This window comes from Kluyvera sichuanensis, from assembly GCF_040930405.1.
GTDB lineage: Bacteria > Pseudomonadota > Gammaproteobacteria > Enterobacterales > Enterobacteriaceae > Kluyvera > Kluyvera sichuanensis.
Genome location: NZ_CP162271.1, coordinates 4,361,764 through 4,387,406, shown reverse-complemented (window position 1 = coordinate 4,387,406; position 25,643 = coordinate 4,361,764). Strand labels below are relative to the sequence as shown.

The following is a 25,643-nucleotide window of genomic DNA, read 5'->3' as shown; positions in this document are numbered from 1 at the left end:
TCATTTACATGATTTTTTTCAGCACACGCTGCGCGCGTTGCGGGAATTCATCGGCCAGCTGTTCAACCGTGAGCTGCCCGTAATCAAAACGCTGCACCGCGTCGAGGAAGTAGGCCAGCAGTTGCGGGTTTTCAAACCATGGCGACGGTTCGATTTTGCCCATTAACTTATCGACCTGCGCCAGCCCCTGAACCTGAATCTGGCTGCTATCCAGCACGCCGTCCTGTTGCAGCACTTTCACCGCTTCAGCGCTCAGCGGGACGCCGCGCTGTAGCCCCATCGCCTTGATGCCCTGCGGGTCGTTCAGCAGGAAATTGATAAGCTTGGCCGCCAGCTCGGGATGACGGCTGTTTTTGCCGATGGAGAACATCATTGCTGGCTTGAAGAAGATCCCCGCGTCGGTGGCACCGGGCAGCATAGGGTAAGGGCCCACTTCCAGATGCGCGGGCGCGCGCAGGCCTCCCGCAAAGGTGCCATCGGTGCTCCAGGTGTGTACGCCGCCAATTTTGCCCTCCAGCCACGGTTTAATTTCCCAGGCGTTGGCCTTGCCGAACGACGACAGATATTTCATGGACGGGATAACGTGATTATCCACCAGCTTTTTATACAGCCCGAAATAGTCCAGCCACTGTTCACGGCTGTAGTTAAAGGCTTTGGTCTGCGGGTTAATCATCGAAATATTGTATTTCTGCACCATATACGAGTTCAGGAACGTCATGATGGTGGTGTCGTGATTAGCGAGAATAAACGGGTAGTAATCGTCCCCCAGTTTGCTTTTAAACACCGGGCCCGCCGCAATCATCTGCTCCCAGGTTTGTGGATACGCCACGCCCGCTTTTTTCCACAGGTCGGGGTTGTAGTACATCGAGCGCCCGGTCATGGCCACCGGTACACCGTTGAGTTTGCCGTTCACCGTCACCAGCTGTTTGCCCTGGCTCGAGAACTGCGTCAGGTCGATAAGCGATGCCTGGCGGTTAATGTCATAAAAACCGTCACCGTTTTTGGAAAACATCACCAGCCAGTTCCAGTTTATTTGCATCACGTCCGGCTCGGTATTACCCGCCAGTTGCGTGCTCAGGCGAGATAAGTAGCCATCCCAGCCGCTGGGTTCGGTATTGATTTTGACGTCAGGGTTTTGTGCTTCGAAGGCTTTAATCGCTTCCGTCGTGGCCTGGTGCCGCTGGTTACCGCCCCACCACGACATGCGTAACTCGGTGGCGGACTGACCCATCATCGGCCACAACATTCCCGCCCCCAGCACGCAACACATCACTTTTAGCCGCATATTTTTCATTGTTTTCGTCCTTTTTAAGGATACAGGCCGATGAGCGACGTGGCTCACCGTCCGAAGATGAGTCAAATAGTCGGAAAAAACGGACGATGTGGAGCAGACCAGGACCCGGAGTTGTGATCAATAAGTGACAATAGTGTTTTTAATTGGTTTTTAATCATACGAAGTCCGTCGTAGGGAAACGACGCTGAGGAAAAAACTTGAGATCTCAATCACATATTTAGCTACCGTTCAGCATGTAGCCAACCGCTTACCCCCTCACATAACCGCTTAGCCATCGCTTTCAACCGCTCACCGATTTACCCAACTTTACGCGCGCGTATCTCTGGCAAGCTTGTCATCAGCATAACGATCAATACCTCCTCAAACCCAAACTCAAAACAACGGCAGCTTCGGCTGATTATTCATCCTATTAGAACCAGGTTTTACTATGGATACGAAAAAGCTATTCAAGCACATACCCTGGGTGATTCTCGGAATCATCGGTGCATTTTGCCTCTCGGTCGTCGCACTGCGCCGCGGTGAGCACGTTAGTGCCCTGTGGATCGTCGTCGCGTCGGTTTCTGTGTATCTGGTGGCGTATCGCTACTACAGTCTCTACATCGCCCAGAAGGTGATGAAGCTCGACCCTACGCGTGCAACGCCGGCGGTCATCAACAACGATGGCCTGAACTACGTGCCGACCAACCGCTACGTGCTGTTCGGCCACCACTTCGCCGCTATCGCCGGTGCGGGCCCGCTGGTAGGGCCGGTACTGGCCGCGCAGATGGGCTACCTGCCGGGTACCCTCTGGCTGCTGGCGGGCGTGGTGCTGGCGGGTGCGGTGCAGGACTTTATGGTGCTGTTTATCTCCACGCGCCGTAACGGTTCGTCGCTGGGTGAAATGGTCAAAGAAGAGATGGGCCGCGTGCCGGGCTCCATTGCCCTGTTCGGCTGCTTCCTGATTATGATCATCATCCTGGCGGTGCTGGCGCTGATCGTGGTGAAAGCCCTGGCAGAAAGCCCGTGGGGCGTGTTCACCGTCTGCTCGACCGTGCCGATTGCGCTGTTTATGGGTATCTACATGCGCTTTATCCGTCCGGGCCGCGTAGGCGAAGTGTCGGTGATTGGTATCGTGCTGCTGGTTGCCTCTATCTACTTCGGCGGCGTGATTGCCCACGACCCATACTGGGGCCCGGCGCTGACCTTTAAAGACACCACCATCACCTTCGCGCTGATTGGTTACGCCTTTATCTCTGCCCTGCTGCCGGTATGGCTGATTCTGGCACCGCGCGACTACCTCGCCACCTTCCTGAAAATCGGCGTTATCGTTGGCCTGGCGCTCGGCATCGTGATCCTCAACCCGGATCTGAAAATGCCAGCCGTGACCCAGTACATCGACGGCACCGGCCCACTGTGGAAAGGCGCGCTGTTCCCGTTCCTGTTTATCACCATCGCCTGTGGCGCGGTTTCTGGCTTCCACGCGCTGATCTCCTCCGGCACCACGCCGAAGCTGCTGGCGAACGAAAACGATGCGCGTCTGATTGGTTATGGCGCCATGCTGATGGAGTCCTTCGTAGCGATTATGGCGCTGGTTGCAGCCTCCATCATCGAACCGGGCCTCTACTTCGCGATGAACACCCCTCCGGCAGGCCTTGGCATCACCATGCCAAACCTGCATGAGATGGGCGGCGAGAACGCGGCGCTGATTGCGGCACAGCTGAAAGATGTGACCGTTCACGCGGCGGCGACCGTCAGCTCCTGGGGCTTCGTCATCACCCCTGAGCAGATCCTGCAAACGGCGAAAGATATCGGCGAACCGTCGGTACTGAACCGCGCAGGCGGCGCACCAACCCTGGCCGTCGGTATTGCTCACGTGTTCCACAAAGTGCTGCCGATGGCCGATATGGGCTTCTGGTACCACTTCGGTATTCTGTTCGAAGCGCTGTTCATCCTCACCGCGCTGGATGCTGGTACCCGTGCGGGCCGCTTTATGCTGCAGGATTTGCTCGGTAACTTCGTACCGTTCCTGAAGAAAACCGACTCTCTGGTCGCTGGCGTGGTCGCCACTGCGGGCTGCGTAGGCCTGTGGGGTTACCTGCTGTATCAAGGCGTGGTTGACCCACTGGGCGGCGTGAAGAGCCTGTGGCCGCTGTTCGGTATCTCTAACCAGATGCTGGCCGCCGTGGCGCTGGTACTGGGTACCGTTATCCTGATTAAGATGAAGCGCACCAAATACATCTGGGTGACCACCATCCCGGCGGTCTGGCTGCTTATCTGCACCACCTGGGCGCTGGGCCTGAAACTGTTCAGTACCAACCCGCAGATGGAAGGCTTCTTCTTCATGGCGAACCAGTACAAAGAGAAGATTGCTGCCGGTGGTGAACTGACCGCCCAGCAGATTGCCAACATGAACCACATCGTTATCAACAACTACACCAACGCAGGCCTGAGTATTCTGTTCCTGGTGGTGGTGTACAGCATCATCTTCTACGGTTTCAAAACCTGGATGCAGGTGCGCAATAGCGATAAACGTACCGACAAAGAGACCCCATACGTGCCGGTACCGGAAGGCGGCGTGAAGACCTCTTCACACCACTAATCCACCGAGCCCTCCCTCTCCTTCCGGGAGAGGGTCGGGGTGAGGGAAAACGAGTTCCCCAGCCCGATAGAGATAACCTCGTCGGGCTTTGTCTTATCAGGATGGTCTATGTTTGGTAACTTAGGGCAAGCTAAAAAATATCTCGGTCAGGCGGCAAAAATGCTGATTGGCATTCCGGATTACGACAACTACGTCGAACATATGCAGACCAACCATCCGGATAAACCGTACATGACCTACGAAGAGTTCTTCCGCGAACGCCAGCAGGCACGCTACGGCGGCGATGGAAAAGGCGGCATACGCTGCTGTTAAAGGAGACATCATGGCACCGATTGCAGTAACCCTACTTACCGGTTTCCTCGGCGCGGGCAAAACCACCCTGCTGCGCCACATCCTCAACGAACAGCACGGCTTTAAAATTGCCGTGATAGAAAACGAGTTCGGCGAAGTCTCCGTCGACGACCAACTGATTGGCGACCGCGCCACCCAGATCAAAACCCTGACCAACGGCTGCATCTGCTGCACCCGCTCTAACGAGCTGGAAGACGCGCTGTTAGATCTGCTCGATAACCTCGATAAAGGCAACATCAGCTTCGACCGTCTGGTGATTGAATGCACCGGCATGGCCGACCCCGGCCCCATTATTCAAACCTTTTTCTCCCACGAGGTGCTGTGCGAGCGCTACCTGCTGGATGGCGTGATTGCGCTGGTTGACGCGGTCCACGCCAACGAGCAGATGAACCAGTTCACCATCGCCCAGTCGCAGGTAGGCTACGCCGACCGCATTCTGCTGACCAAAACCGACGTCGCGGGCGAGGCTGAAAAACTGCGTGAACGCCTGACCCGCATCAACGCCCGCGCGCCGATTTACACCGTCACCCACGGCGATATCGACCTGGGCCTGCTGTTCAACACCAACGGTTTTATGCTGGAAGAGAACGTCACCTCGAAGCCGCGCTTCCACTTTATGGCCGACCAGCAAAACGACGTGTCGTCTATCGTGGTCGAGCTGGACTACCCGGTGGATATCAGCGACGTCTCCCGCGTGATGGAGAACCTGCTGCTGGACTTCGCCGACAAGCTGCTGCGCTACAAAGGGATGCTGTGGATTGACGGCGAACCGAATCGCCTGCTGTTCCAGGGCGTGCAGCGCCTGTATAGCGCCGATTGGGACAGACCGTGGGGCGACGAAGCGCCGCACAGCACGCTGGTGTTTATTGGTATTCAGTTGCCGGAAGAAGAAATCCGCGCAGCATTCGCCAGCCTGAAAAAATAACCCGTCCCCCGTAGCCCGGCCAAGCGAAGCGCCGCCGGGAGCGGCTCGGTGCAATTCCCGGCGGCGCTTCGCTTGACCGGGATACAACAACAGCTTCAATCACGCTCTCCCTCCGCCAGGAGAGGGTAATTAAATGCGTAGAAATGTAAATTCTCATTTTTATTCATGACAACTGGAGCGTTTTTGGAAATTATTAGAAAGACAATTAATTCACTACCAACCAATATCCCCCGCTCTGTTCAAGATACGTTTAGCCAAAAACTAAACGGGCGCTAAACATTAAAACGCTAATCATTGACGCTGGTAAAAACAAACATTCAAGCAACAAAAAAAGACCGTGGTGATTACAATTCCAGCATTAAAAATCGACATGAGTCACATTTGCAGAAGTAAAACCCACTTGTTAAGGTGTCCTCAGATTAATTTTATGACGAGGAATAAACCATGAAAAAGCTTAATATCCTGCTCCTTTCCGCTCTGACTGCTGTATCCGGTTCCGCGCTGGCAATGGGCGGCAGCATTGAGCAAGGTAAGAACTTCACCAACCTTAATCTGGAAATGGGCAAATCATCTTCTGGCCTGTACGCAGAAAGCAACTGGCTGAAAAATACCGATGACGGTACGCAGACCGGCGGCGTGGGTGCAGGTTATAACTTTGAAGTGGGTCCGGTCATGCTGAATGCTGGCGCGAAAGCCATCTACCTCGGGCCGAAAAAAGGCGATAACGGCGTGGCCTTCCCTATCGGTGGCGGCGTGAACGTGGCGCTGACCGACAGCATTAACGTGTTTGGTGAAGGCTATGTCGCACCAGAAGGGCTGAACAACAGCGTGAAAAACTACGTTGAAGCCAACGGCGGCGTGAGCTGGACCCCTATCAAACCGGTAACGCTGAAAGTGGGCTACCGCCACGTGAGCGTTGACGGTAAAGACGGTCGCCCAGGGCACACGCTGATTGATGGCGCCTACGTGGGCGGCGGCGTGACTTTCTAATAAAACGGAAAACGCGCGCTATACAGACAAAAAAAGCCTGCCAGATGGCAGGTTTTTTTATGAGATTACGTAGCCCCGGACGAGGCAACGCCGACTCCGGGAAATCTCCGGCGGCGCTTCGCTTGGCCGGGCTACGTTAGGTTACCGTTTTACCTGCAGAACTTCCTGCGATTCCTTATGCGCATCCACTTCCTGCGGCGTTAACCACAGCGATTTTCGCCCAAAGGTTTCATACATCTTCAGCTGATCGTCATAGTGTTTATCCGCCTTACCGTCCGGGGCAATAAACCCGCTTTGACCCGGCGCGACCACATCCCAGGCAAGCACCGGGCTTTTGCTGGCCGACGGTGAGAACACAATCATGTCGTTTTCCGTACCACGGTTCTGGTACTCCGCCTGATGACGCGCTTCCTCCGCTGCCGCCTGCGGCACGCCGAAGAAGTTATTGGCCCGGAAGGTCAGCGCCATCGCCGGGGTTTTCCAGCCGTTCAGGTCATTACCGTAGCGTTTGGAGAGCGTCTGCCAGGCATCGTCCAGTGCCGCCAGCACCACCTCTTGCTGCGGTTTTCCGCCAAACAGATCGACCGCCTGCGGAATCGGCGACTTCTCGCCCTGCAGCGCTTCATAGAGGATCTTCGCCCCCACGCTGATGTTCAGCGAGCCGGTTGGCCCATCCTGCGTCGTCTCATAGCCGCTGGCGCTGTACCAATCGCCAAACGGCTTCGGCACTGCCGCGACAACCGTACGCTTGAGCATACTGGTCAGCCAGGCGTTAAGAATCGCCGACCCCGGCTGCTGATAGGTTTTACCACCTTCACTCAGCAGATTGGTGCCATCCCAGCCCACCAGTTTATCCACCAGTTGACGACGCGGGTCGCTCACCGGCAGGTGCGCCGTCGCCTCTTTCAGCGCAGGCAGGAACAACCGCAGGTTCAGGTCCTGACGGCTGGTTTTGCGGATCACGTCCCAGGCCTGGTCAGCGGTAAAGCGCGGCTGCTTATCGAGAATGCGGTCAATCTCGGTCACGCGGTCCGCACCGCCCCACAGGAAGGCAAACAGATCGGACGCCGGGTAATCTTTTTGCGGCGAGTTGTTCCAGTTGGCGATATAGCCCGACTGCGGGTTATACACTTTCGGGTTCAAATCGAAGGAGAGCAGCCCTTTCCAGTCCCATTTCCCGGTGCCGGGCACCGGCAGACGCGGGTCGTGACCCGGCTGGCGATCAGGATACGCGCCGGTATGCACATAGCCGATATTGCCGTTAACGTCGGCGTAGTACCAGTTGATAGTCAGCGCCTGTTTTGCCGCCTGCTGCGTCCACTCCTGCCAGTTTTTGGCCTTCATCTGGTGGGTCCACGCCAGCAGCGATGCCACCTCTTTGCCGTCCCACGCGCGCGCTTTGGCGTAGGCCGTTTCGGTCGCGGGATCGGTTTGAATCACGTTGCCGTGCAGGGTACGCCAGACGGTAAAGGTCTCCGGCTGGCCGTCTTTGACCTTAATGGTCTCTTCGCGGCTCAGCATTTTCACCCACTGCCCGTTATGCTGGTAATAGCCCGGTTTATCCTTCGACAGTTTTTCGGCAAAAATGTCGACATCATCGCCGAAACCAGCGGTAGAACCCCATGAAATCGTGCCGTTATGACCAAACACCAGGCCAGGGTAGGCGAACGGCGTATTCCCGGTGACGTCATAGCCCGCGCCATGTAGGCCAATGCCGTAGGTATAGGCCGGCGCGTACCAACCAAACTGCGGGCCGTTGACCATAATGGCCTTCGCATCCTGCGCTTTGCTTTTGCCAATCACCCACATGTTGCTGGTCGTTGGGTAGCCCGCCAGCCCGTTGGCCCCGCTCTGCGCAAACTGCGCGGCGATAGTTTCGCGGTTTTGCCCCGCCGTCAGCGCCAGCAGCGCACCGTCGGCACCTTTTGCTGGCCGGTCGAGCATCGGTGCCGGGCGATCGTAGCGCGGCAGGAGCGCTGCCGTTTGTGCGTTCTTAAGGTCGAAGGTGAGCGGGTAGTGGCTCTCCTTAGGGGAAATAGTGGTGGGCGCGGAAGGGTTCACCAGCCATTTCAACTGGTTAAAGACCGCCATCCCCTGCTGTTTACCGTACTTATCTTTGAGCGCCGTCAACAGCGCCAGGTTATCAATTTCGCTGGTGCTGTCAGAGAAACGGTTCGCCATGGTGCCGACAAAAACCATCGCTACATCAAAAGGCTGCCAGTGCTGTGGGGCAAAACCGAAGGTGGAAAACTGCTTGGGCAGCAGGTTGCCGGGATTGGCATTCACCTTATCAATCCAGGCGTTCATACCGTCGGCATAGCCTTGCAGGATAGACTTATCCTCCAGCGAGAGCGCCGCGATTTGCGCCCGAATCGAGTCCGGCCAGTAGTTCTGGCGAATGTCCTTATCAAAGCGCACAAACGACTTGCCGAGCACTTCAGAGACCGTGCCCTGAGTACTGCGACGCGCCATCTCCATCTGGAACAGACGATCCTGCGCCACCACGTAGCCATAGCCGTAAAACAGTCGATAGGTATCATCGGCGTAAATATGCGGCATGCCGTATTCATCGCGAACAATCTTGACCTCAGTCTGGGTGCCTGCCGCCAGCGCGGAAAGGTTCCAGGAACACATCAGGGAAGCAGCAACACAGTTCACGATCATACGATTTGTATTTTTCATTGTATCCTCTTGCAGGTGTATGATTAGCGAATTGATACTAGCTGTGGAGCAGCATTTATCTATACGTTGCGAATGATTTCAGCGTGAACTGTGAGTCTGATATCAGTTATTTGATACATTAAATTGGTTAATGTGATCTAAAGCGAATCGTTTAATTTTCACGCATTTCTGCCCACTTTCCCCTGATGTGGTATAAAAAGAAAAAACCGCCGGGACGAACGAATGACCACACCACGCGATATTCATCAGACCTTCACCCGACAGCCCGGACTGGAGCGGCGCAGCACCTGGCAGAGCACGCAGGCCTATAAGCGTCACAGCCACCCGCAGCTTTCAATCGGGGCGATTGTGGAAGGTGGAACGCGCTGCGTCTGTGACGAGCAGGAGTATCTTTTGTCACCCGGCGACCTTATCGTTATCCCTGCTAACGCACCGCACAGCTGCAACCCAATACAGGGAAAGCCGCGCAGCTACCATATGCTCTATATCGACACGCCACTGCCATTGGCCCGACAGGTTATCCGCAATGACGCGCTGTTCCGTCTGTATCTCAACGTTGTCGAGCAGATGTCCGCTGACACGCTAGCCGCGCTATTATCCGCGCTTTCCCTGAGCGCTCACGCCGGGGAAACGCTGCGCGCCACCAGCCAACAATTACAGCAGGCGCTGCTGGCTGACCCCGTCTCTCCGCCCTCCCTTGATGAGTTCGCCGCGCGCTTCTCGCTGCGCAAAGAGACCTTAATCCGAACGTTCAAGCAGGATACGGGCCTGACGCCCGGCAGCTTTCTCAACAATTCCCGGGTGGAGTTAGCGAAAGCACACCTGCGGGCCGGGGACGAGATTGCCGACGTGGCCTACCAGACCGGCTTCGCCGACCAGAGTCATTTCCACAAAACCTTCGTCAGCTACACGGCCGCCACGCCGCGACAATACGCGTTGGGTCAGTCAATATCTGACAATAATTAACGCGTTCACCAGCATACGCTGACCTCACGTTTTTCATTGAGGTCGCTATGGAACAGGTCACATCGTTATTTCCTCCGGCATTTCCCGCACTGGCGCTGGCGCACTTTATGGCGCTGCTCAGCCCGGGGCCGGACTTCTTTTTGCTGATTGGCTACGCCATCCGTTATCGGCTGCGCGGCAGTATGGGGCTGTGCTTCGGTATTGCGGCGGGGAACGGGCTGTATATTTTACTGGTGGTGATTGGCTCGGGGTTGCTGCGCCAGGCACCGCTGCTTTTCACCCTTATTGAACTGTTGGGTGCGGGCTATCTGCTCTGGGTCGGCAGCCAGCTACTGAAAAGTCGCGCCGGGAAGCCGGAGTGGCAGCACGCCTCACTCTCAGCACGACCGTCGCTCACGAAACAGCTGCTATTAGGCTTAGCTTCTTCGCTACTCAATCCAAAGAATGCGCTGTTTTATCTGGCGCTGATGACGGCGCTGCTGGGCCCGAACGTGACAGTGGCGCAACAGGCGATTTGCGGAGTCTGGATGACCAGCGTTGTGCTGCTATGGGATCTGCTGTTGATCGTGCTGATCGCGCTGCCTCAGGTTCAGCGCCGTGTGGGTAATCTAGTCTGGAAAATTGAACGGGCCGCCGGTGGCATACTGATCGGTTTTGGCGGCTGGATCCTGTGGCAATTTGTCGCCAGCTAAAACGATGGCGGGCGACGTGTCTTAACACGCCGCCCGTATTTTAACGCAGCTCATCACGTCGCAGCCCAATATCTTTGAGCTGTTCGTCGCTCATTTTCTGCAATATGCGGCGCGTTTGCTGCTGTATCCACCATTTTTTAATAAAACGCCCTACCTGCACAAAACCAATAAATGGCTGTTTCGCCCTGTTCTCGTGAAATTCCATACTCCACCTCCTCGCCTTGTCAGAGGCTTTATCTTCACGGATTTCAGGCCTTGCAATACAGATTCAAAAAACACTTTTCTTTAACATACAGATTCGCTAAAACGGTATCTGCGTGCGGTTTTTCTCGCCTGACTGTACTGGTTTTTTCATCTGTATGGCGAAAACTGAGGATACAGCGATGACGCGTTACCAACATCTGGCCAACCTGCTGGCCGAGCGGATTGAACAAGGGCTGTATCGTCATGGCGAGAAGCTGCCTTCCGTGCGCAGCCTGAGTCAGGAGCACGGCGTCAGCATCAGCACCGTACAGCAGGCGTACCAGACGCTGGAGCAGCGCCAGCTGATTACCCCGCAGCCGCGTTCCGGTTACTTCGTCGCCCCACAAAAAGCCCAGCCGCCGGTACCGCCGATGTCGCGCCCGGTACAGCGCCCGGTGGAGATCACCCAGTGGGATCAGGTACTGGATATGCTGGAAGCCCGCGGCGATAAATCGATTATCCCTTTCGGCGGCGGCTCGCCGGACGTCACCCAGCCCAGCCTGAAGCCGCTCTGGCGCGAGATGAGCCGGGTGGTGCAGCACAACATCGTTGATGTGCTGAGCTACGACGAACTGGCCGGTCGCCGTGAACTGCGCGAGCAGATCGCCCGCCTGATGCTCGATGGCGGTTCGGTGGTGACCGCTGACGATCTGATCATCACCAGCGGCTGCCACAGTGCACTGTCGCTGGCGCTGCTGTCGGTGTGCCAGCCCGGCGACATTATTGCCGTTGAATCGCCCACCTATTACGGCACCATGCAGCTACTGCGCGGTTTGGGGCTGAAGGCCATTGAGATCCCGACCGATCCTAATACCGGGATCAGCATCGAAGCGCTGGAGATGGCGCTGGATCAGTGGCCGATCAAAGGGGTGATCCTCGTCCCCAACTGCAACAACCCGCAGGGTTTTATCATGCCCGACGCCCGCAAGCGCGCGGTGCTGAGCCTTGCCCAGCGCTACGACATTGTGATTTTTGAAGATGATATTTACGGCGAACTGGCGACCGAGTACCCACGCCCGCGCACCATCCACTCATGGGATATCGACGGCCGGGTGATGCTGTGTAGCTCATTTACCAAAACCATCGCCCCCGGCCTGCGCATTGGCTGGATAGCGCCGGGCCGCTATTACGACAAGCTGCTGCAGATGAAATACGCCGCCAGCGGCACCAACGTGCCCTCGACCCAGCTTGCCGCCTCTAACTTTATCCGCGAAGGCCACTACCACCGCCACGTGCGGCGGATGCGGCAGATCTACCAGCGCAACATGGAGATCTACACCTGCTGGCTGCGCGAGTTCTTCCCCTGCGGGATCTGCGTCACCCGCCCAACCGGCGGTTTTATGCTGTGGGTGGAGCTGCCCGAGCAGGTGGATATGGTCTGCGTCGCCCAGCAGCTATGCCGGATGAAGATCCAGGTGGCGCCGGGATCGCTGTTTTCCGCGTCGGGGAAATACCGGAACTGCTTGAGGATCAACTGCGCGCTGCCGCCGATTGAGAAACATCGGGAGGTGATGGTGCAGTTGGGGATGGCGGTGAAGGTGGCGATGGAGTGGGATGAAACCACCGCCCATCGTTGATGTCAGGAGACAGCGCTAACCGCACCTTCCCCATTCGCCGCATCCTGCGGCCGTGAAACCGTGCGGCTTTTACTGCCATCCACCCCTACCGCAATCTCCCCTTCCACCGTCACCCGACGCACCACGCGCGGCTGGGTGCCGTAGTCGTTGACCGCGTAGTGCTGGGTGCTGCGGTTGTCCCAAATCACCACATCGTCCTGCTGCCACTGCCAGCGCACGGTGTTGTCGAGGCGGGTGATGCGGTTTTGCAGCAGTTCGAACAGCTGCGCGGATTCCCGCGAGCTAAAACCCACCAGCCGTTTGACAAAATGCCCCAGCAGCAGCGCGCGTTCACCGCTGACCGGGTGGACGTGCACCACCGGGTGCTCGGCTTCCCACAGGGATGAGACGAACACTTTCTGGTGATGCGCCAGGCGGTGCGTTTCGACGACGACGCGCTCGGCACCGTAGTCATAATCGTTGCTGTGCACCGCGTGCAGGGTGTCGACGAAGCGCTTAAGCGTCTCCGGCAGTTGCTCGTAGGCGCGGGCAGTATTGGCCCACACGGTGTCGCCGCCGTATTCCGGGATGGTGACGCCGCGCAGGATGGAGATTTTCGGGAAGGCGTCAACGAAGGTGACGTCGGTGTGCCACGAGTCGGCGCGGCCGCCGCCTTTGGAGGCGTCGAGCTCAAACAGTTTGGTGCCTTCCGGGGACGGTACCGTAGGGTGGGGAACAATCTTGCCGAAGCGCGCGCCGAAAGCCTGATGTTCGGCATCGGTCAGGTGATCTTGCTGGCGGAAGAACAGCACTTTGTATTTGACCAGCGCCGCGTCGAGCTGGGCGAAGGTGTCGGCATCAAGACTTGCAGAGAGGCGAATGTCGCGGATCTCCGCGCCGATGTTGCCCGCTACGCGGCGTACGTTCAGTAAAGGAAAATCGGTATCAGCAGTGTTCACAGCAGTCATGATTGCGCCCCTTTAAAATCGTCAGAAACCCGAATATAGAAATATTCCACCGGGTCACAAAGTCGACTTTGTGATATTGATAGCTGCCACTTGGGATTGCATTATTCGGCATCGAGCCGCCCCGGGGTCGGCGTAAACGCCTCGCCCGGGCTACCAACTTGTAGCCCGGCCAAGCGCAGCGCCGCCGGGAATGACACAGGAGTCTTTATGAGCACGGAAATCAACCTCACCCCCGCCGAGCGCGAGAAGCTGCGCGATCAGCTAACGGATTACTGCGCTAAACAGTTCGACCTCGAGCTGGAGCAGTTCGACGCAGAGTTCTTTATCGATTTTATTATCGAGAAACTGGGGCCAGCCTTTTATAACGCCGGGATTGATGAAGCGATTCGCACCCACTTTGCGTGGAGCGAGCGCATTCAGGAAGAGATGGATCTGAAGAAAATTCTATGAGTTCACAGTACGTTATTCGTTCTTTACGCGACCATCCCGAGCAGATGGAGGCGGTTATCGCCTATTTCCAGCAACAGTGGGCATCGGAAGCGTCGATGATGGTTTACGACGACGCGCTGCGCCGCACGCCGGGGGCGAAAAACCCGCTGCCGCAGTGGTACTGGCTGCAGGATGGCGAGCGGATCATCGGCTGCGCGGGGTTGATTACCAACGATTTTATTAGCCGCGGCGAGCTGTATCCGTGGCTGTGTGCGCTCTATATTGAGCCGGAATACCGTCAGCAGGGGTTGGCGCGGCGGTTGATTGAGCATATCGCGCGGCACGCCCACACGCTGGGGTTTAGCCAGCTGCATCTGTGCACCGACATCGACGGGTTTTACGAGAACTCAGGGTTCATATTTAACGGGTTAGGCTACCATCCGTGGGGAGAATCTTCGCGGGTCTACAGCCGAGAGCTGGGGGTATGATCAACAAAACCCTATTTTAAATAGGGGTATAATGGCGACTTATTTTATCGTCTCCCGTGTTACGGGGAAGGAAAATCATGTCGCTTATCACCGATCTACCCGCCATTTTCGATCAGTTCTCCGAAGCCCGGCAGAAAGGCTTTCTTACCGTCATGGATCTCAAAGAGCAAGGCACGCCGCTGGTCGGCACCTACTGCACCTTTATGCCACAGGAGATCCCGATGGCGGCGGGCGCGGTCGTTGTGTCGCTCTGCTCTACGTCGGATGAAACCATCGAAGAAGCGGAGAAAGACCTCCCACGCAATCTGTGCCCGCTTATCAAAAGCAGCTACGGCTTTGGCAAAACTGACAAATGCCCCTACTTTTATTTCTCCGATCTGGTGGTCGGTGAAACCACCTGCGACGGCAAAAAGAAGATGTACGAGTACATGGCCGAGTTTAAGCCAGTGCACGTCATGCAGTTGCCGAACAGCGCCGCCGACGCGGCTTCCCGCGCGCTGTGGAAGGCGGAAATCCTGCGTCTTCAGCAGGCGGTTGAAGCTCGTTTTGGCACGCAAATTTCCGAAGCATCGCTGCGCGAGGCGATCGCCCTCAAGAACCGCGAGCGCCGGGCGCTGGCCAACTTCTACCGCGTCGGGCAGCTCAATCCACCGGCATTAAGCGGCAGCGACATTCTGAAAGTGGTGTATGGCGCAACCTTCCGCTTCGATAAAGAGGCGCTGATTGATGAGCTGAACGGCATGGCCGAGCGCGTGCGTCAGGAGTGGGAAAGCGGCAAGCGGCTGGACGCGCGCCCGCGCATTCTGATCACCGGCTGCCCGATCGGCGGTGCGGCGGAGAAAGTGGTCAAAGCCATTGAGGACAACGGCGGCTGGGTGGTGGGCTATGAAAACTGCACCGGCGCGAAGGCCACCGAGCACTGCGTCGACGAGGACGGCGACGTGTACGACGCGCTGACCGATAAATACCTCGCCATCGGCTGCTCGTGCATCTCGCCGAACGACCAGCGTTTAACGTTGCTCAGCCAGATGGTGGACGAGTATCAGGCCGACGGTGTGGTGGACGTGATTTTGCAAGCCTGCCATACCTATGCCGTTGAATCGATGGCGATTAAACGCCACGTGCGCCAGCAACATAATATTCCCTATATCGCCATTGAGACCGATTACTCCACCGCCGATATCGGCCAGCTCAGCACCCGCGTAGCGGCCTTTATTGAAATGCTGTAGGAGCGCGCGTGACGTTATCAATAGGCATTGATTCAGGGTCGACCGCCACCAAAGGTATCCTGCTGGAAGACGGCGTTATCCGCCGTCGTTTCCTCACCCCTACGCCGTTTCGCCCCGCTGACGCCATCGTTGAGGCGTGGGAGACGCTGCGCGCCGGGCTCGAAGTGCGGCCATTTTTGACGCTTACCGGCTACGGCCGCCAGTTGGTTGATTTTGCCGACAAGCAGGTGACGGAAATCTCCTGTCACGGGCGCGGCGCGCGGCTGCTGCTGCCGGAAACCCGTACGGTGATTGATATCGGCGGTCAGGACAGCAAGGTGATCCAGTTGGATGAGGACGGCAACCTCACCGATTTCCTGATGAACGACAAATGCGCGGCGGGTACCGGGCGCTTTCTGGAGGTAATTTCCCGCACGTTGGGGGCCAGCGTCGAGCAGTTGGATGCGCTGACGGAAGGGGTTGAGCCGCACGCCATTACCAGTATGTGCACGGTGTTTGCCGAATCCGAAGTGATTAGCCTGCGCTCCGCGGGCGTACCGCCGGAGGCGATTCTGGCGGGGGTGGTTAACGCGATGGCGCGACGTAGCGCCAACTTTATTAGCCGACTGTCGGCGCAAGGGCCGCTGCTGTTTACCGGCGGCGTTAGCCACTGCGCGGCGTTTGGGCGGAGGCTTTCAGAGCACGTGAACATGCCGGTGCACACGCATCCCGACGCGCAGTTTGCCGGGGCGATTGGCGCGGCGATGATTGGGCAACGGATGAGAAAATGACGGAGTATCTGTTTTTGTTCCACTCGACGCTGGGCGTGGTGCAAACCCGCAAAGCGCTCCAGGCCGAAGAGATATCCTTCCGGGTGGCGGATATTCCGCGCCAGCTTCGCGGCGGCTGCGGGCTGTGTATTTATCTGCATTGCGAGGAAGGCAGCGAGTTACGCTGGGTGATGCCCGGCGCAACGGAGAGTATTTATCGCTGCGGCGAAGGGTTTGTGTTGTTGCATACGTTCCCGGGGTAGTTTGGTGTTTTGCCGGGTGGCGGCTACGCCTTACCCGGCCTACAGGACTTTTTAAGGGAGGGGGTTAATTCACGGTAGCTGACAGAATTTAGGCATCCAACCAGCCCCCTCACCCTAGCCCTCTCCCCGCAGGGGAGAGGGGATACATTGTGCCAGGCAATTAGCAGCACCATTTCTCCTGCTGTAACTCCAGTAATAACAGCATCATCAGCGCCTGCGCATACGGCACCGGAGCCATGGCGATATCGCAGTAATATTGCAGATCCGGCCCGACCATCGTCCCTTTCGACGCTTCCAGTAAGATCCCATCGTCGATCCTGTCGCGCAGCGCATGCCAGGCGCGCATCGCATTATCGGACACCTTCTCGTCGAGGATCCCCATCCGCACGCCACGCAGCATGCCGTAGGCGATCCCCGCCGTAGCGGAAGATTCCTGCGGCGATAACGGATCGTCGAGCAGCGTGTGCCACATGCCGTTGTCGGCCTGTAGCTCGCAGAGCGTGTTCACCTGACGCGCCACCACCACCGAGAGGTAGCGCTTCACGCTGGCATCCAGGCTGTCGCCGAGCAGGGCGATAAATTCCGGGATCGCCACGGTGATCCACGCATTGCCGCGCCCCCAGAACGCTGCCGAAAAATGGTGTTTGCCAACGAACGTCCAGCCGTGATACCACAGGCCGCTCGCCGGTTCGCACAGGTAGCGGGTGTGCAGCAGGAACTGGTACGCGGCTTCGTCGATAAGATCTTTGCGCTTGAGCACCACGCCCGCCGTGCCGAGAAACAAGCAGGTCATAAACAACGTGTCGTCCCACAGATGCCCGGTGTTCGGCTGTTCTTTCACCACGTGCTGGAAGCCGCCCTCTTCGGTTTTCGGCAGAGTACGCAACAGCGCATCGGCCCAGTCGTTCACCACCTTCAGCAGATCCTGACGCCCGGTGTGCCCGGCCACCAGCGCGAGCGTGATCATCGGCGCAGTGGTGTTGATCTGAATTTCCGGCAGCCCTTTCGTCAGCTGATCTTCATACCAGGTGAGGATCGACTGCTGGAGGCGGGCATCATTTTGCTGGCGCGCATACTGCCAGAAGCCGTACAGGCCGACGCCGACTTCCCATTCCCACTCTTCGAAGTGGATGGCAAAGCCTTCGCCGCCGCGGGTACCTACTTCACCCATATTTTTCAGGCGGCAGAAACCCTGAACCACCTGCTCCAGCAGGCCGTTTAATGCTGCGTTGTTCATTGCGCGTCTCCTGACACCGTGACCTGAATTTCATTGCCCACCAGCGTCGGGAACGCGGCGGCCTTACCGTGGTGCTGGCAGTTACCCTGCCCGTCGAGCTGCATCTGCGTGTGCTGGCTATCTATCACCCGCGCGACATCGCCTTGATGTTCAATGCGCAGCGCCTGAACGCGCTGGCAGAAGGCGCTAAAATCACCCTCACCCACCTCCAGCCACCACGCCACGCGGCGGCCTTCGGCCCGCACTTCATCACCGTTGACGGTGAGCGGCTGCGAGCACAGTACGGCGGCAAAGGCGTTACCCGCCCGCATGGCAAAGCCCTGCGCCAGCGGGCGAACTTCATCAAAAGCTTCGGCGTGAAGATGCAGATGCGTCCAGCCCAGCGCATCACGCGCGTCCAGTTGCCACAGCAGCATGGTCTGATTCTCTACCTGCATCACGCGCGGCAGCACGCCGTTACCCGCCCAGAAGGAGGGACGCGCTTCGCTGCCCGGCGCCACATCGCCCGGATGGTTTACCCACAGCCGGGCCTCGGGACGTGCGGCAAACTGCACATCCACCAGGTGCTGCTGATGCCCGCGCTCGCCGCTGTGATGATCCACGCAGCTGGAAAGGCTGACTGCTGGCTGCTTCCACGCCACAATGTTGCCGCCGCCGCACTGGTAGTGGGCGCTGAGCATGCCGTGGGTTAAGCGCGCATAGCGTGCCGACTCCAACGGCGGCACGTAGTCACTCAGGCAGAAAAACGGCAGCGAGGCGCACTTGCGGTTGACGTGCCCGCCGCCCCAGGCCACGTGACCAAAAGCGGAAAGCTCGGTCATCTGGCCCGCCAGCAGCTCTTTTTCATACACCCGGCCCATGGTGCCCGCAGCAATGCCGGACTGGTAATGCAGCGCGCTGGTCTGCATCAGGCGGTCGATTAAACGCTGAGCGCGCTGGCGCAGCGCGGCATCGTCGGCCAGTTGGTAGAGCGCGAACAGGCCGATGTAGTCCACCGGGTAGTACGGCGCAGAGTTCCACTCGACAAAGCCCTGCTGCTCGACGGCATCAAACCAGGCGTTCAGGCGCTGGGCGGCCACCGCCTGCTGCTCGCGGCCCGTGCGGCCAGAGGCAATAAAACGTTCCTCCGGGAAAAGCTGCCCGGCGAGGTACTGCGCGGTGTGGAAGCAGAGCGCATGGTTTTCGCTCCAGTACCACATCACGTCGTTGCCCAGTTCGTCGTACCAGTAGCGATAGCCGACAATGGCGGAGCGTACGCGCTTCCACAGCACCGCCGGGAAGTGTTCGCCGTGGAAGTCATGCCAGATCCACAGCAGCGGCACCATCGAGAAATCCGAACAGTCCTGACGGGCGCTGATGCGCTGTAGGGTGCGAATCAGCAGGTTCTGCGCTAGCGAGCCGGTATCGCCCACATGCAGCATGGCGAGCAAACGCCCGGTGCGCGGCACACCGTGTTCGGCGATGTAGCTCAGGGCCACGCGTTTGCGGGTCTCCAGCACACCTTCACCACCGGGCAGCGCCTCCTGGGGCAGCACGGTGACGCTAAGCGCGCGGCTCATGGTGACATCCCCCAGCGAGGCGGTCAGCGTCAGGCGGTAGTGGCCCATGCCAATAGAGGCGGGAAGCGGGAGCGTGAGCTCACCGTTACCGGTGGCGACCAAGCCAAAATCCAGCGGGATCGTTGGAATACAGTCGTTGCCGAGGCTGTGCACCGCACCGCGCAGCGTCAGGGTCATATTCGCCGGGCAGGTCAGCGCCAGACGCTGGTCGCGTACGGTGATGGTTGCGGGCAGCGAGCCCATAAACTGCGCCAGCGCTTCCACATACGCTGTATCCATCGTCGGCAGCCCTGCCTCCAGCGGACGCTCGCCAAGATAGATCATGCGGAAGGCAAAAATGGTGTCGCGTTCAAACAGCTCGTCGAGGTGAATAAGCAGCGCGTTCTCCCCCTGCAGCAGAGGAATCTCCACGGCCTGCGTTTGCAGCGTATTGCGGGTAAACGGCGTGAAGCAGACGGCCTGCTCGTCGCCGCTCCAGATACGCACGCCGCCGCAGGTGGCAATCTCGAAAGGATAGTGACCGGTCTGGGGCGCATGCAGGGTGACGCGCAGCCAGCGCTGGCTGTAGGTGGCGACGGGCTGCACGCCCGAAAAGGTCACGGTATCGCTGTTTCCGGTCCAGGTAACTTCGCTTGCCGGTAACGCCTTGTCTGGCGACACGGCGCGCTGTGCAAAATCGCGGCGGAAGATGCGCCGACAGAATGCGTCCTCCGCCGGGCCTTTACCGTTGGCGAACCGATAGTCCATCGGCTCATCGACCGCTTCGCCCGTGAAAAACTCCGCAAACCGCTCATTGTGCGGCAGTGACACCGTAAAACGCGTCAGCGCTTCGCCCGCAACCAGCCTCATTATGCTTTCCTCAATAACCGCTAAGTAATTGCTCGTTATTCTCTGGAAACGGTTTGCCGCAGGCTACGCGGATAAGGGCGGGGTTTTGCGGAACTGCCCGGTCATTCACAATCCTGACCGGGCGCGGGGATAAAACGTGATGAATATCACATGAGGAGAGTCAGTCACCTGCAATGAAACGGGGAATTTCACGTTTCCCGGCAGTGGAGCGCGAAGGAGGAGTGATCGCCATCACATTTCACCCTTTCAACTGCGTTAGCTCGTGGCTCAGGCTGTCGGCCAGCATGCGCACGCGGGTCGGGTCGAACATCACGTGCAGCCCCGGCGACGCGTCGGTGTGCTGGGCGCAGAATCTGTCCATTTCCGCCGCGCAGCGGTACAGCTCCTGGATATTGACCTGGCAAATCTCGCGCATGCTCCAGCTGTTTTCCACCAGTCGCGCAAAGTGGAGGGTGAAAAAGGCTTTCTGGGCGTGGCGGAACAGCAGGCAGTAGAGGTCGAAGCCCTGCCACTCCTCCAGCCAGCGTTTTTGCAGTGAATACGGGAACGCCGCGCGGTCGGCAAAGGCCAGCGCCTGTTCGCGCAGCGTCACCGCCGCCTGCCAGGCACCGTCTTTCTCTTCGGCAATCAGCGACAGGTTGCGCCCGGAGGTCTCAACGTCGCTGGCGCTGAAGAAGATGTCGCGCTCAGAGCCCGGCAGCCAGTGGTTGCGGTTAAGCTGGCCGTAGAGGCTCCAGACCGCCTGGCCGTAGCTTGCCGGTACCTGGCTGTGGCGATGGAAGACGTGATCGCGCACGTAGATGGCCTGATACAGCACCTGCCCGGCCTGCGCCATCAGCGACTGAAATTCCTCAAACGTCGCCTCGTCGGGCCGCCAGCCGTAGCATTCATCCAGCCAGTGGGTCAGCAGTGCCGCGCGGGTCAGATGTTCATTTTCCCGCGAGAGGATCTGGCTACAGGCCACCAGGTTGCACTCGCTCAGCGTGCCGATCACCCAGTGGTTATCAACCCCTTCCCAGCTGGTTTTGCACACCGCGCCGTTAATGCTGGTATTGCCCCGGCACCACAGCAAGCGCCCTTGTAGCTCGTCGATGCGCGGGAACGGAAATACGCCCCAACCCACCTCTTCACCCACCAGATCCAGCTCCACCCAGACGTCGCGATTTTCCACGTCGAGCAGTGCAGGGTTATTAGGGAAGGTCGGCCAGAAGCGCTCCGGCGTGAGTTTAATCGACACCGACACGCATTCCGGCAGGGTGCGAATCGCCTCCATCACGTTGGCGATGTCGTGGTTGCCCGCCGGGAAGGCGCGCAGCACCAGATGTTTGTTCTCGCGCATCATCGCCCGCGCCATGGCGCTAAAACACTGGGTATAGCGCGACAGGCTGCGCGGGTCGATGTGCGGCGAAGGGTCGTCCTGCCCGGTCAACTCCCAGTTGGGGCGAGAGACCGGCAGCAGACCGTCGGTATTAGAGAGCGCCACCAGCAGCCCGCTCATGGCGGGGATTTGCTGGCACAGCAGCGTGAGTTTATCCGCCAGATACTGACACCAGAATTCCACATCAAAGCGAATGCTGCCGTCTTTATCAATCAGCTGCGGATGCGCCGCCAGCAGGTCGGCGGGGAAACTGAGTTCTTTGGCCTGGAGGTAAAAACGCAGTCCCTGTTTGTGGCAATAATCGGCAAGACGGTTGAGGTAGACGCAGCGGGCGCGCTGCTGGCTGGAGAGGCGATCGTTGTACTGGTGCGGCGTGTAGCCCTTCGGCGAGACCAGCTTGTCGAACAGGTCGACCTGGCCGACAATCACGGTATTAAAATCATGGCGAGCGGCCCACTGCACCAGCTCGCAGGCTTTTTCCCAGTTCCAGAACTCTTGATTATTCAGTTCCAGCGCACGCGTTTTCCACATCGTCTTCTCCCTCACGCCACCGCGGCGAGCGGCTATTGTTAGCACAAATGGGGGAGAAGAATCAGCGTCCTGAAGTGCGCTACTTCACAATAAAGCGCGTTGGGGCGAAACAGTTGAGCAGGCGGTGCAGGATAAACACCATCGTCAGGGTCGCCAGCAGCGAGATGGTCACCGAGGTGGCGCGATACAGATCGCTGAACACCAGATCACCGTCCGGCTGTAGATTCTGACCAAACATAATGCCGATGGTGGTGATACTGGCGAAACCGACGCCCGCCCCCACTTTCTCCATCACGTGCAGCCGTGCGCTGAACGCCAGCCCTAAGCCGATAAGCGGCATCATCAACAGCATATGGCTGCTGTGGTCGTAGAGGATCAGCTGTATCACCAGAATGTACAGGCAGGCCAGCACCACGCCCGCCACGCGCCAGATGGAGCTGATCACCGCGCCGCGATAGTGCATCGGGAAGAGGATCAGGATCCCGGCCATCAGCGCCGAGAGCGAGTCGCTCAGGTCGCTCACCTGGAAGACGATAAAAATAATCGTCGCCACCGTGCCCGAGAGCAGCGATTCGTGGCGCACGCGCGCCGCGTCTTTTTCAATCAACGGCGGCGGCTTACGCGGTTCGGCATCCGGGATCAGGTAATGCATCAGCGCGCTCAATGCCACCGCCATCACGCTGGCCTCAATATTGGAAAACAGCAGCGTGTGCCAGTTGGCGGAAGGGTAGCTCATAAAGTTGAGCATCACGCTCTGGCAGACCACGCCCATCGAGCCAAACAGGAACAGCGGCCCCTGGCTCATAAAACGAAAACGCACCACGTACAGCGCAAACACTACCGCCGTCATGATAACCGGCCATTGGCTGAGATAGCCGATGATCAGTACCATTTCGAGGCAGTTCAACGACGCACTGAAGATAAACTGCTTGGCGACGTGGCGGTTAAATACCGGTACTAAAGACATTAACAGCAGCGGGTAAACGACGAAGAACACGCCGTAGTGAGTATCGTAAAACGTCGAGATACTCAGCGCCACCATACCGGCAAAGGCAATGCGCAAGGTCTGACGGAAATCATTCGCCGTGTAGACGATGTTGCCGTGAGGGGTAAAGACCTGCGCGAGGGTTTTAATAGACATAGTGCAACCAGCTAATCAGGTGGATTTGCAGCCCTGAGAAGAAGCGGGCAAAGCCGCCCTCGCTGTTATACAACTGCACCGTGGCGCGCGCGCCGGTTGGCAGGGTTTTATCCAGCGGTTCGTTAAGTGCTACGTGAATGCGCATACGCTGCGCGTCACGCACCCAGCGGGTGGACTGCTCCGGCTGCGACAGTTCGCCGTTCACCGCTTCCTGCCCGGCGAGGATCCCCGCATCGCTGCTGGTGACCTTCGCGGCAAACACCTGACCCGGTAGCGCATCAAACACCACCGCGGCATCGGTCCCCTGTTTGGTATGACGCAGGCTCTTTTCGCGGAAGTCGGCCACGATATCGGTTTTCTGATTCACCACCGCCATCACCGCGCTGCCCGCTGCGGCATACAGGCCGGGGCTGAGCTGGAGGTTACTAACGGTACCGTCCGCTTCGGCGCGGATTTTGGTCCAGTCGAGGTTGAGCTGCGCTTCCCGCAGCGCCGTCTGGTACTGCTGGAGCGTGACGTTGTGGCTATCGTCACGCTCGCCGCGCTGAATTTGCAGGTTATGGATAGAGGCGTGCAGCGCGCTAACCGACTGCTCGCTGGTCTGCCAGGTGGTGCGAACTTTATCGAGATCTGACTGCGAGACGTTCTGCATGCGGCTCAGGCTCTGGTAGCGATCGTAGGTCACGCGGTCGTTACGGGCTGTGAGCTGCGCGGTCTTGAGGTTCGCTTCGGCGGCGGCAATCTGGGCATCAAGCTGCTGATTGCTCAGCCTGGCCTGCGCCAGCGCTAACGCGGCGGAATCGACCTTATTCTGGAACGGGGTTGGGTCCAGTTCATACAGCAGGTCGCCCTTTTTCACCGTGCTGTTGTTGTGCACGTAGACCTGTGAAACGTAGCCGGAGACGCGCGAAGAGATAGGCGTCACGACGCGCATCACCGTGGAGTCCGGCGTCAGCGGGATCCAGATATCGGCAACGATAAAATAGAGAAACATCAGCAGGAAAGAGGCAATACTGACCCTTACCCAGCGGGCAAACTTCTGTTCTGGCGTCATCATGGTGTTTAGTCGGTTTTATTATTTTCTTCGCGGATATTCCGCAGATTGCAGGCTATTTGATTCAGGGTGTCGCTAAACTTCGCGATGTCGGCGGCGGGAATGCCGTTAGCGACGCGAGTCTGGAAGGCTTCAATCACCTGGTTGAGCGTCTGGAGCACGGCCCGACCTTCGTCGGTGAGCGTCAGCAGGCGGATGCGTTTGTCGTACGGTGAGACGGTGCGCTGCAGGTAGCCCTGCTGTTCCAGTAACGTGAGCGTGCGCATCAGCGGCGGCAGTTCAATGCCCTGCGTCTCCGCAAGCTCACTGACCGAAACGTTGTCACCCAGCTGATGAAGCTGCATCAGCACCGTCCAGCTAGACTGCGTCAGGCCGGTATCGGTAATCGCGTGATCGATGATTGAACGCCACTGGCGTACCACCATCGCCATACGCATGCCCATTGGGCGGCGGGCAAACAGCTCTTCTTCAGTCATCACACTCTCCGATCGTTTCGTACCACTACGATAATACTTACCATGATAAGTATCAAGGAACGGAGAGGCTATACCGCATGGATTGTAAAACGGGCCTACCTGGCGGCGATGTACTCCACGTCCATGGACACGCAGTTAACAAGGCCGATGCGCGCCAGCGAGGTGATGGGCCCCCGCGCGGTGAAAGGGACATGGTACTCTTCATCTTCAATGGTCACCTCGCCGAAACGAAGTTCGGGGGTCATCGTACCGAGCTGACTTTTTTCCTGATACCAGTGCGGGAAGCGGCCGCGTAAATAGTCCTCTTTCACCCGCAGCAGTGCTTTACGGGAGAAATCCGGACGACAGGCCGATGTCGTATCGTGGAAGGTTTCATGAACAACGCATATCGTCGAAACGCCTGCAGTCAGCAGGCCACAAAATAGTGCAGTCACTAATAATGTCTTTTTCATGCTGAAGGTAGGTTAGGTTGAGTTAACGTATTATCACATCGGGGTATTCTAGAAACATCAGGGGGTATGTAAACCCACCCGTTGGTATTGTTGCGTAAATATCGAATAAATAACTCAGTAAAAAAGATGAGTTACCATAATATATGCATACTGATTATTGTTAATCTCCTTTAATTGTTTTACACCATCATCTTAATTACTCTCCCTATTTATTTTTACACCATCAAAATAACGAAGTCTAATAATACAAAACGCCTATTTTTATATATTTATGGAGACCCATTTCCAGAAATAAAATCGTTTTATGGTGAAAGGGTAGACAGCGCAGGCAGTTTGGTGGCAGGATAAAAAGATGAACACAAACGTGACCGTTACTCGCTCCAACCGTTGGTGGCTGCCTTCATAACAGGCGGCTCGGGTTACGTTATCTTTTTTCAAAGCCGCCGAAAGGCGGCTTTGTTGTTTCTCAGTCTCGTCTTTCGGCTTTTTACCCTAAATAATTCGAGTTACAGGAAGGCGGCAAGGGAGTGAATCCCGATGAGCTTACTCTAGTAAGTGATTCG

Annotated in this window: 23 protein-coding genes; 12 read left to right on the top strand and 11 right to left on the bottom strand. The window is 57.8% G+C overall.

From position 1 onward, the window contains the following. Positions 1 to 4 precede the first annotated feature (4 nt). Positions 5 to 1,294: an ABC transporter substrate-binding protein gene (locus AB2B48_RS20955; protein ID WP_368300101.1), complete on the bottom strand. Its 1,290-nt coding sequence runs from the start codon at positions 1,292 to 1,294 to the stop codon at positions 5 to 7. Positions 1,295 to 1,721: 427 nt separating this feature from the next. Between AB2B48_RS20955 and btsT the strand changes: the two genes are divergently transcribed. From btsT to AB2B48_RS20935, 4 genes are all read left to right on the top strand, one after another. After that, a complete protein-coding gene (gene btsT / locus AB2B48_RS20950; RefSeq protein WP_333013053.1) occupies positions 1,722 to 3,872 on the top strand; it encodes a pyruvate/proton symporter BtsT in 2,151 nt (716 codons plus the stop codon). A 108-nt stretch (positions 3,873 to 3,980) separates the two neighbouring features. After that, complete coding sequence (locus tag AB2B48_RS20945; protein ID WP_185668211.1) at positions 3,981 to 4,184, top strand: YbdD/YjiX family protein; 204 nt, start codon at positions 3,981 to 3,983, stop codon at positions 4,182 to 4,184. A gap of 10 nt (positions 4,185 to 4,194) precedes the next feature. Beyond that, positions 4,195 to 5,148, top strand: a complete 954-nt coding sequence (yjiA, locus tag AB2B48_RS20940; protein WP_368300100.1) for a GTPase — start codon at positions 4,195 to 4,197, stop codon at positions 5,146 to 5,148. Between the two features lie 444 nt (positions 5,149 to 5,592). Next, positions 5,593 to 6,138, top strand: coding sequence for a YfaZ family outer membrane protein (locus tag AB2B48_RS20935; protein ID WP_333496099.1), 546 nt, complete (start codon positions 5,593 to 5,595; stop codon positions 6,136 to 6,138). Between the two features lie 141 nt (positions 6,139 to 6,279). Here the strand turns inward: AB2B48_RS20935 and AB2B48_RS20930 are convergent, their stop codons facing one another. Next, positions 6,280 to 8,820, bottom strand: a complete 2,541-nt coding sequence (locus tag AB2B48_RS20930) for a penicillin G acylase (RefSeq protein ID WP_368300099.1) — start codon at positions 8,818 to 8,820, stop codon at positions 6,280 to 6,282. Positions 8,821 to 9,042: 222 nt separating this feature from the next. Between AB2B48_RS20930 and AB2B48_RS20925 the strand changes: the two genes are divergently transcribed. Then, positions 9,043 to 9,786, top strand: coding sequence for a helix-turn-helix transcriptional regulator (locus AB2B48_RS20925; RefSeq protein ID WP_368300098.1), 744 nt, complete (start codon positions 9,043 to 9,045; stop codon positions 9,784 to 9,786). 47 nt (positions 9,787 to 9,833) lie between these two features. Beyond that, positions 9,834 to 10,478 (top strand): LysE family translocator, encoded by a 645-nt coding sequence (locus AB2B48_RS20920; RefSeq protein ID WP_368300097.1) that lies wholly within the window; start codon positions 9,834 to 9,836, stop codon positions 10,476 to 10,478. Between the two features lie 40 nt (positions 10,479 to 10,518). On the opposite strand, the gene AB2B48_RS20915 is transcribed toward AB2B48_RS20920, so the two are convergent. Continuing rightward, entirely contained in the window at positions 10,519 to 10,683 is a 165-nt protein-coding gene (locus AB2B48_RS20915) for a DUF1127 domain-containing protein (protein WP_368300096.1), read from the bottom strand. Positions 10,684 to 10,861: 178 nt separating this feature from the next. On the opposite strand from AB2B48_RS20915, the gene AB2B48_RS20910 reads away from it, so the two are divergent. Next, entirely contained in the window at positions 10,862 to 12,298 is a 1,437-nt protein-coding gene (locus AB2B48_RS20910) for a PLP-dependent aminotransferase family protein (RefSeq protein WP_368300095.1), read from the top strand. Between the two features lie 2 nt (positions 12,299 to 12,300). Here the strand turns inward: AB2B48_RS20910 and AB2B48_RS20905 are convergent, their stop codons facing one another. After that, entirely contained in the window at positions 12,301 to 13,245 is a 945-nt protein-coding gene (locus AB2B48_RS20905) for a TauD/TfdA dioxygenase family protein (protein WP_368300093.1), read from the bottom strand. 207 nt (positions 13,246 to 13,452) lie between these two features. On the opposite strand from AB2B48_RS20905, the gene AB2B48_RS20900 reads away from it, so the two are divergent. The 5 genes from AB2B48_RS20900 (at position 13,453) to AB2B48_RS20880 (ending at position 16,403) form a co-directional block, all read left to right on the top strand. Next, complete coding sequence (locus tag AB2B48_RS20900; protein WP_185668202.1) at positions 13,453 to 13,695, top strand: DUF2164 domain-containing protein; 243 nt, start codon at positions 13,453 to 13,455, stop codon at positions 13,693 to 13,695. Continuing rightward, on the top strand, positions 13,692 to 14,162 hold the full coding sequence (locus AB2B48_RS20895; RefSeq protein WP_368300091.1) for a GNAT family N-acetyltransferase: 471 nt from the start codon (positions 13,692 to 13,694) through the stop codon (positions 14,160 to 14,162). Before AB2B48_RS20900 ends, AB2B48_RS20895 begins: the two co-directional genes overlap by 4 nt. Positions 14,163 to 14,239: 77 nt before the next feature. After that, positions 14,240 to 15,391, top strand: coding sequence for a double-cubane-cluster-containing anaerobic reductase (locus AB2B48_RS20890; RefSeq protein ID WP_368300089.1), 1,152 nt, complete (start codon positions 14,240 to 14,242; stop codon positions 15,389 to 15,391). A gap of 8 nt (positions 15,392 to 15,399) precedes the next feature. Beyond that, the gene (gene yjiL / locus AB2B48_RS20885) at positions 15,400 to 16,161 is read left to right on the top strand and encodes a putative 2-hydroxyacyl-CoA dehydratase activator YjiL (protein ID WP_185668199.1); all 762 of its coding nucleotides are present in this window, start codon (positions 15,400 to 15,402) and stop codon (positions 16,159 to 16,161) included. After that, positions 16,158 to 16,403 (top strand): DUF3343 domain-containing protein, encoded by a 246-nt coding sequence (locus tag AB2B48_RS20880; protein WP_185668198.1) that lies wholly within the window; start codon positions 16,158 to 16,160, stop codon positions 16,401 to 16,403. Before yjiL ends, AB2B48_RS20880 begins: the two co-directional genes overlap by 4 nt. A 160-nt stretch (positions 16,404 to 16,563) precedes the next feature. On the opposite strand, the gene AB2B48_RS20875 is transcribed toward AB2B48_RS20880, so the two are convergent. From AB2B48_RS20875 to AB2B48_RS20845, 7 genes are all read right to left on the bottom strand, one after another. Then, positions 16,564 to 17,640 (bottom strand): glycoside hydrolase family 88/105 protein, encoded by a 1,077-nt coding sequence (locus tag AB2B48_RS20875; protein WP_368300088.1) that lies wholly within the window; start codon positions 17,638 to 17,640, stop codon positions 16,564 to 16,566. After that, positions 17,637 to 20,048 carry a hypothetical protein gene (locus tag AB2B48_RS20870; RefSeq protein WP_368300086.1) on the bottom strand — a complete coding sequence of 804 codons (2,412 nt, stop codon included), beginning with the start codon at positions 20,046 to 20,048 and terminating at the stop codon, positions 17,637 to 17,639. The genes AB2B48_RS20875 and AB2B48_RS20870 overlap by 4 nt, the downstream gene beginning before the upstream one ends. A gap of 238 nt (positions 20,049 to 20,286) precedes the next feature. After that, positions 20,287 to 21,957 carry a hypothetical protein gene (locus AB2B48_RS20865; protein WP_368300085.1) on the bottom strand — a complete coding sequence of 557 codons (1,671 nt, stop codon included), beginning with the start codon at positions 21,955 to 21,957 and terminating at the stop codon, positions 20,287 to 20,289. Positions 21,958 to 22,036: 79 nt separating this feature from the next. Then, a complete protein-coding gene (locus AB2B48_RS20860) occupies positions 22,037 to 23,098 on the bottom strand; it encodes a DUF2955 domain-containing protein (protein WP_185668194.1) in 1,062 nt (353 codons plus the stop codon). Next, a complete protein-coding gene (locus tag AB2B48_RS20855; RefSeq protein ID WP_368300084.1) occupies positions 23,088 to 24,155 on the bottom strand; it encodes an HlyD family secretion protein in 1,068 nt (355 codons plus the stop codon). The genes AB2B48_RS20860 and AB2B48_RS20855 overlap by 11 nt, the downstream gene beginning before the upstream one ends. Positions 24,156 to 24,160: 5 nt before the next feature. Continuing rightward, on the bottom strand, positions 24,161 to 24,628 hold the full coding sequence (locus tag AB2B48_RS20850; RefSeq protein WP_185668192.1) for a MarR family transcriptional regulator: 468 nt from the start codon (positions 24,626 to 24,628) through the stop codon (positions 24,161 to 24,163). Between the two features lie 95 nt (positions 24,629 to 24,723). Further along, complete coding sequence (locus tag AB2B48_RS20845) at positions 24,724 to 25,062, bottom strand: YebF family protein (protein ID WP_185668191.1); 339 nt, start codon at positions 25,060 to 25,062, stop codon at positions 24,724 to 24,726. Positions 25,063 to 25,643 lie beyond the last annotated feature (581 nt).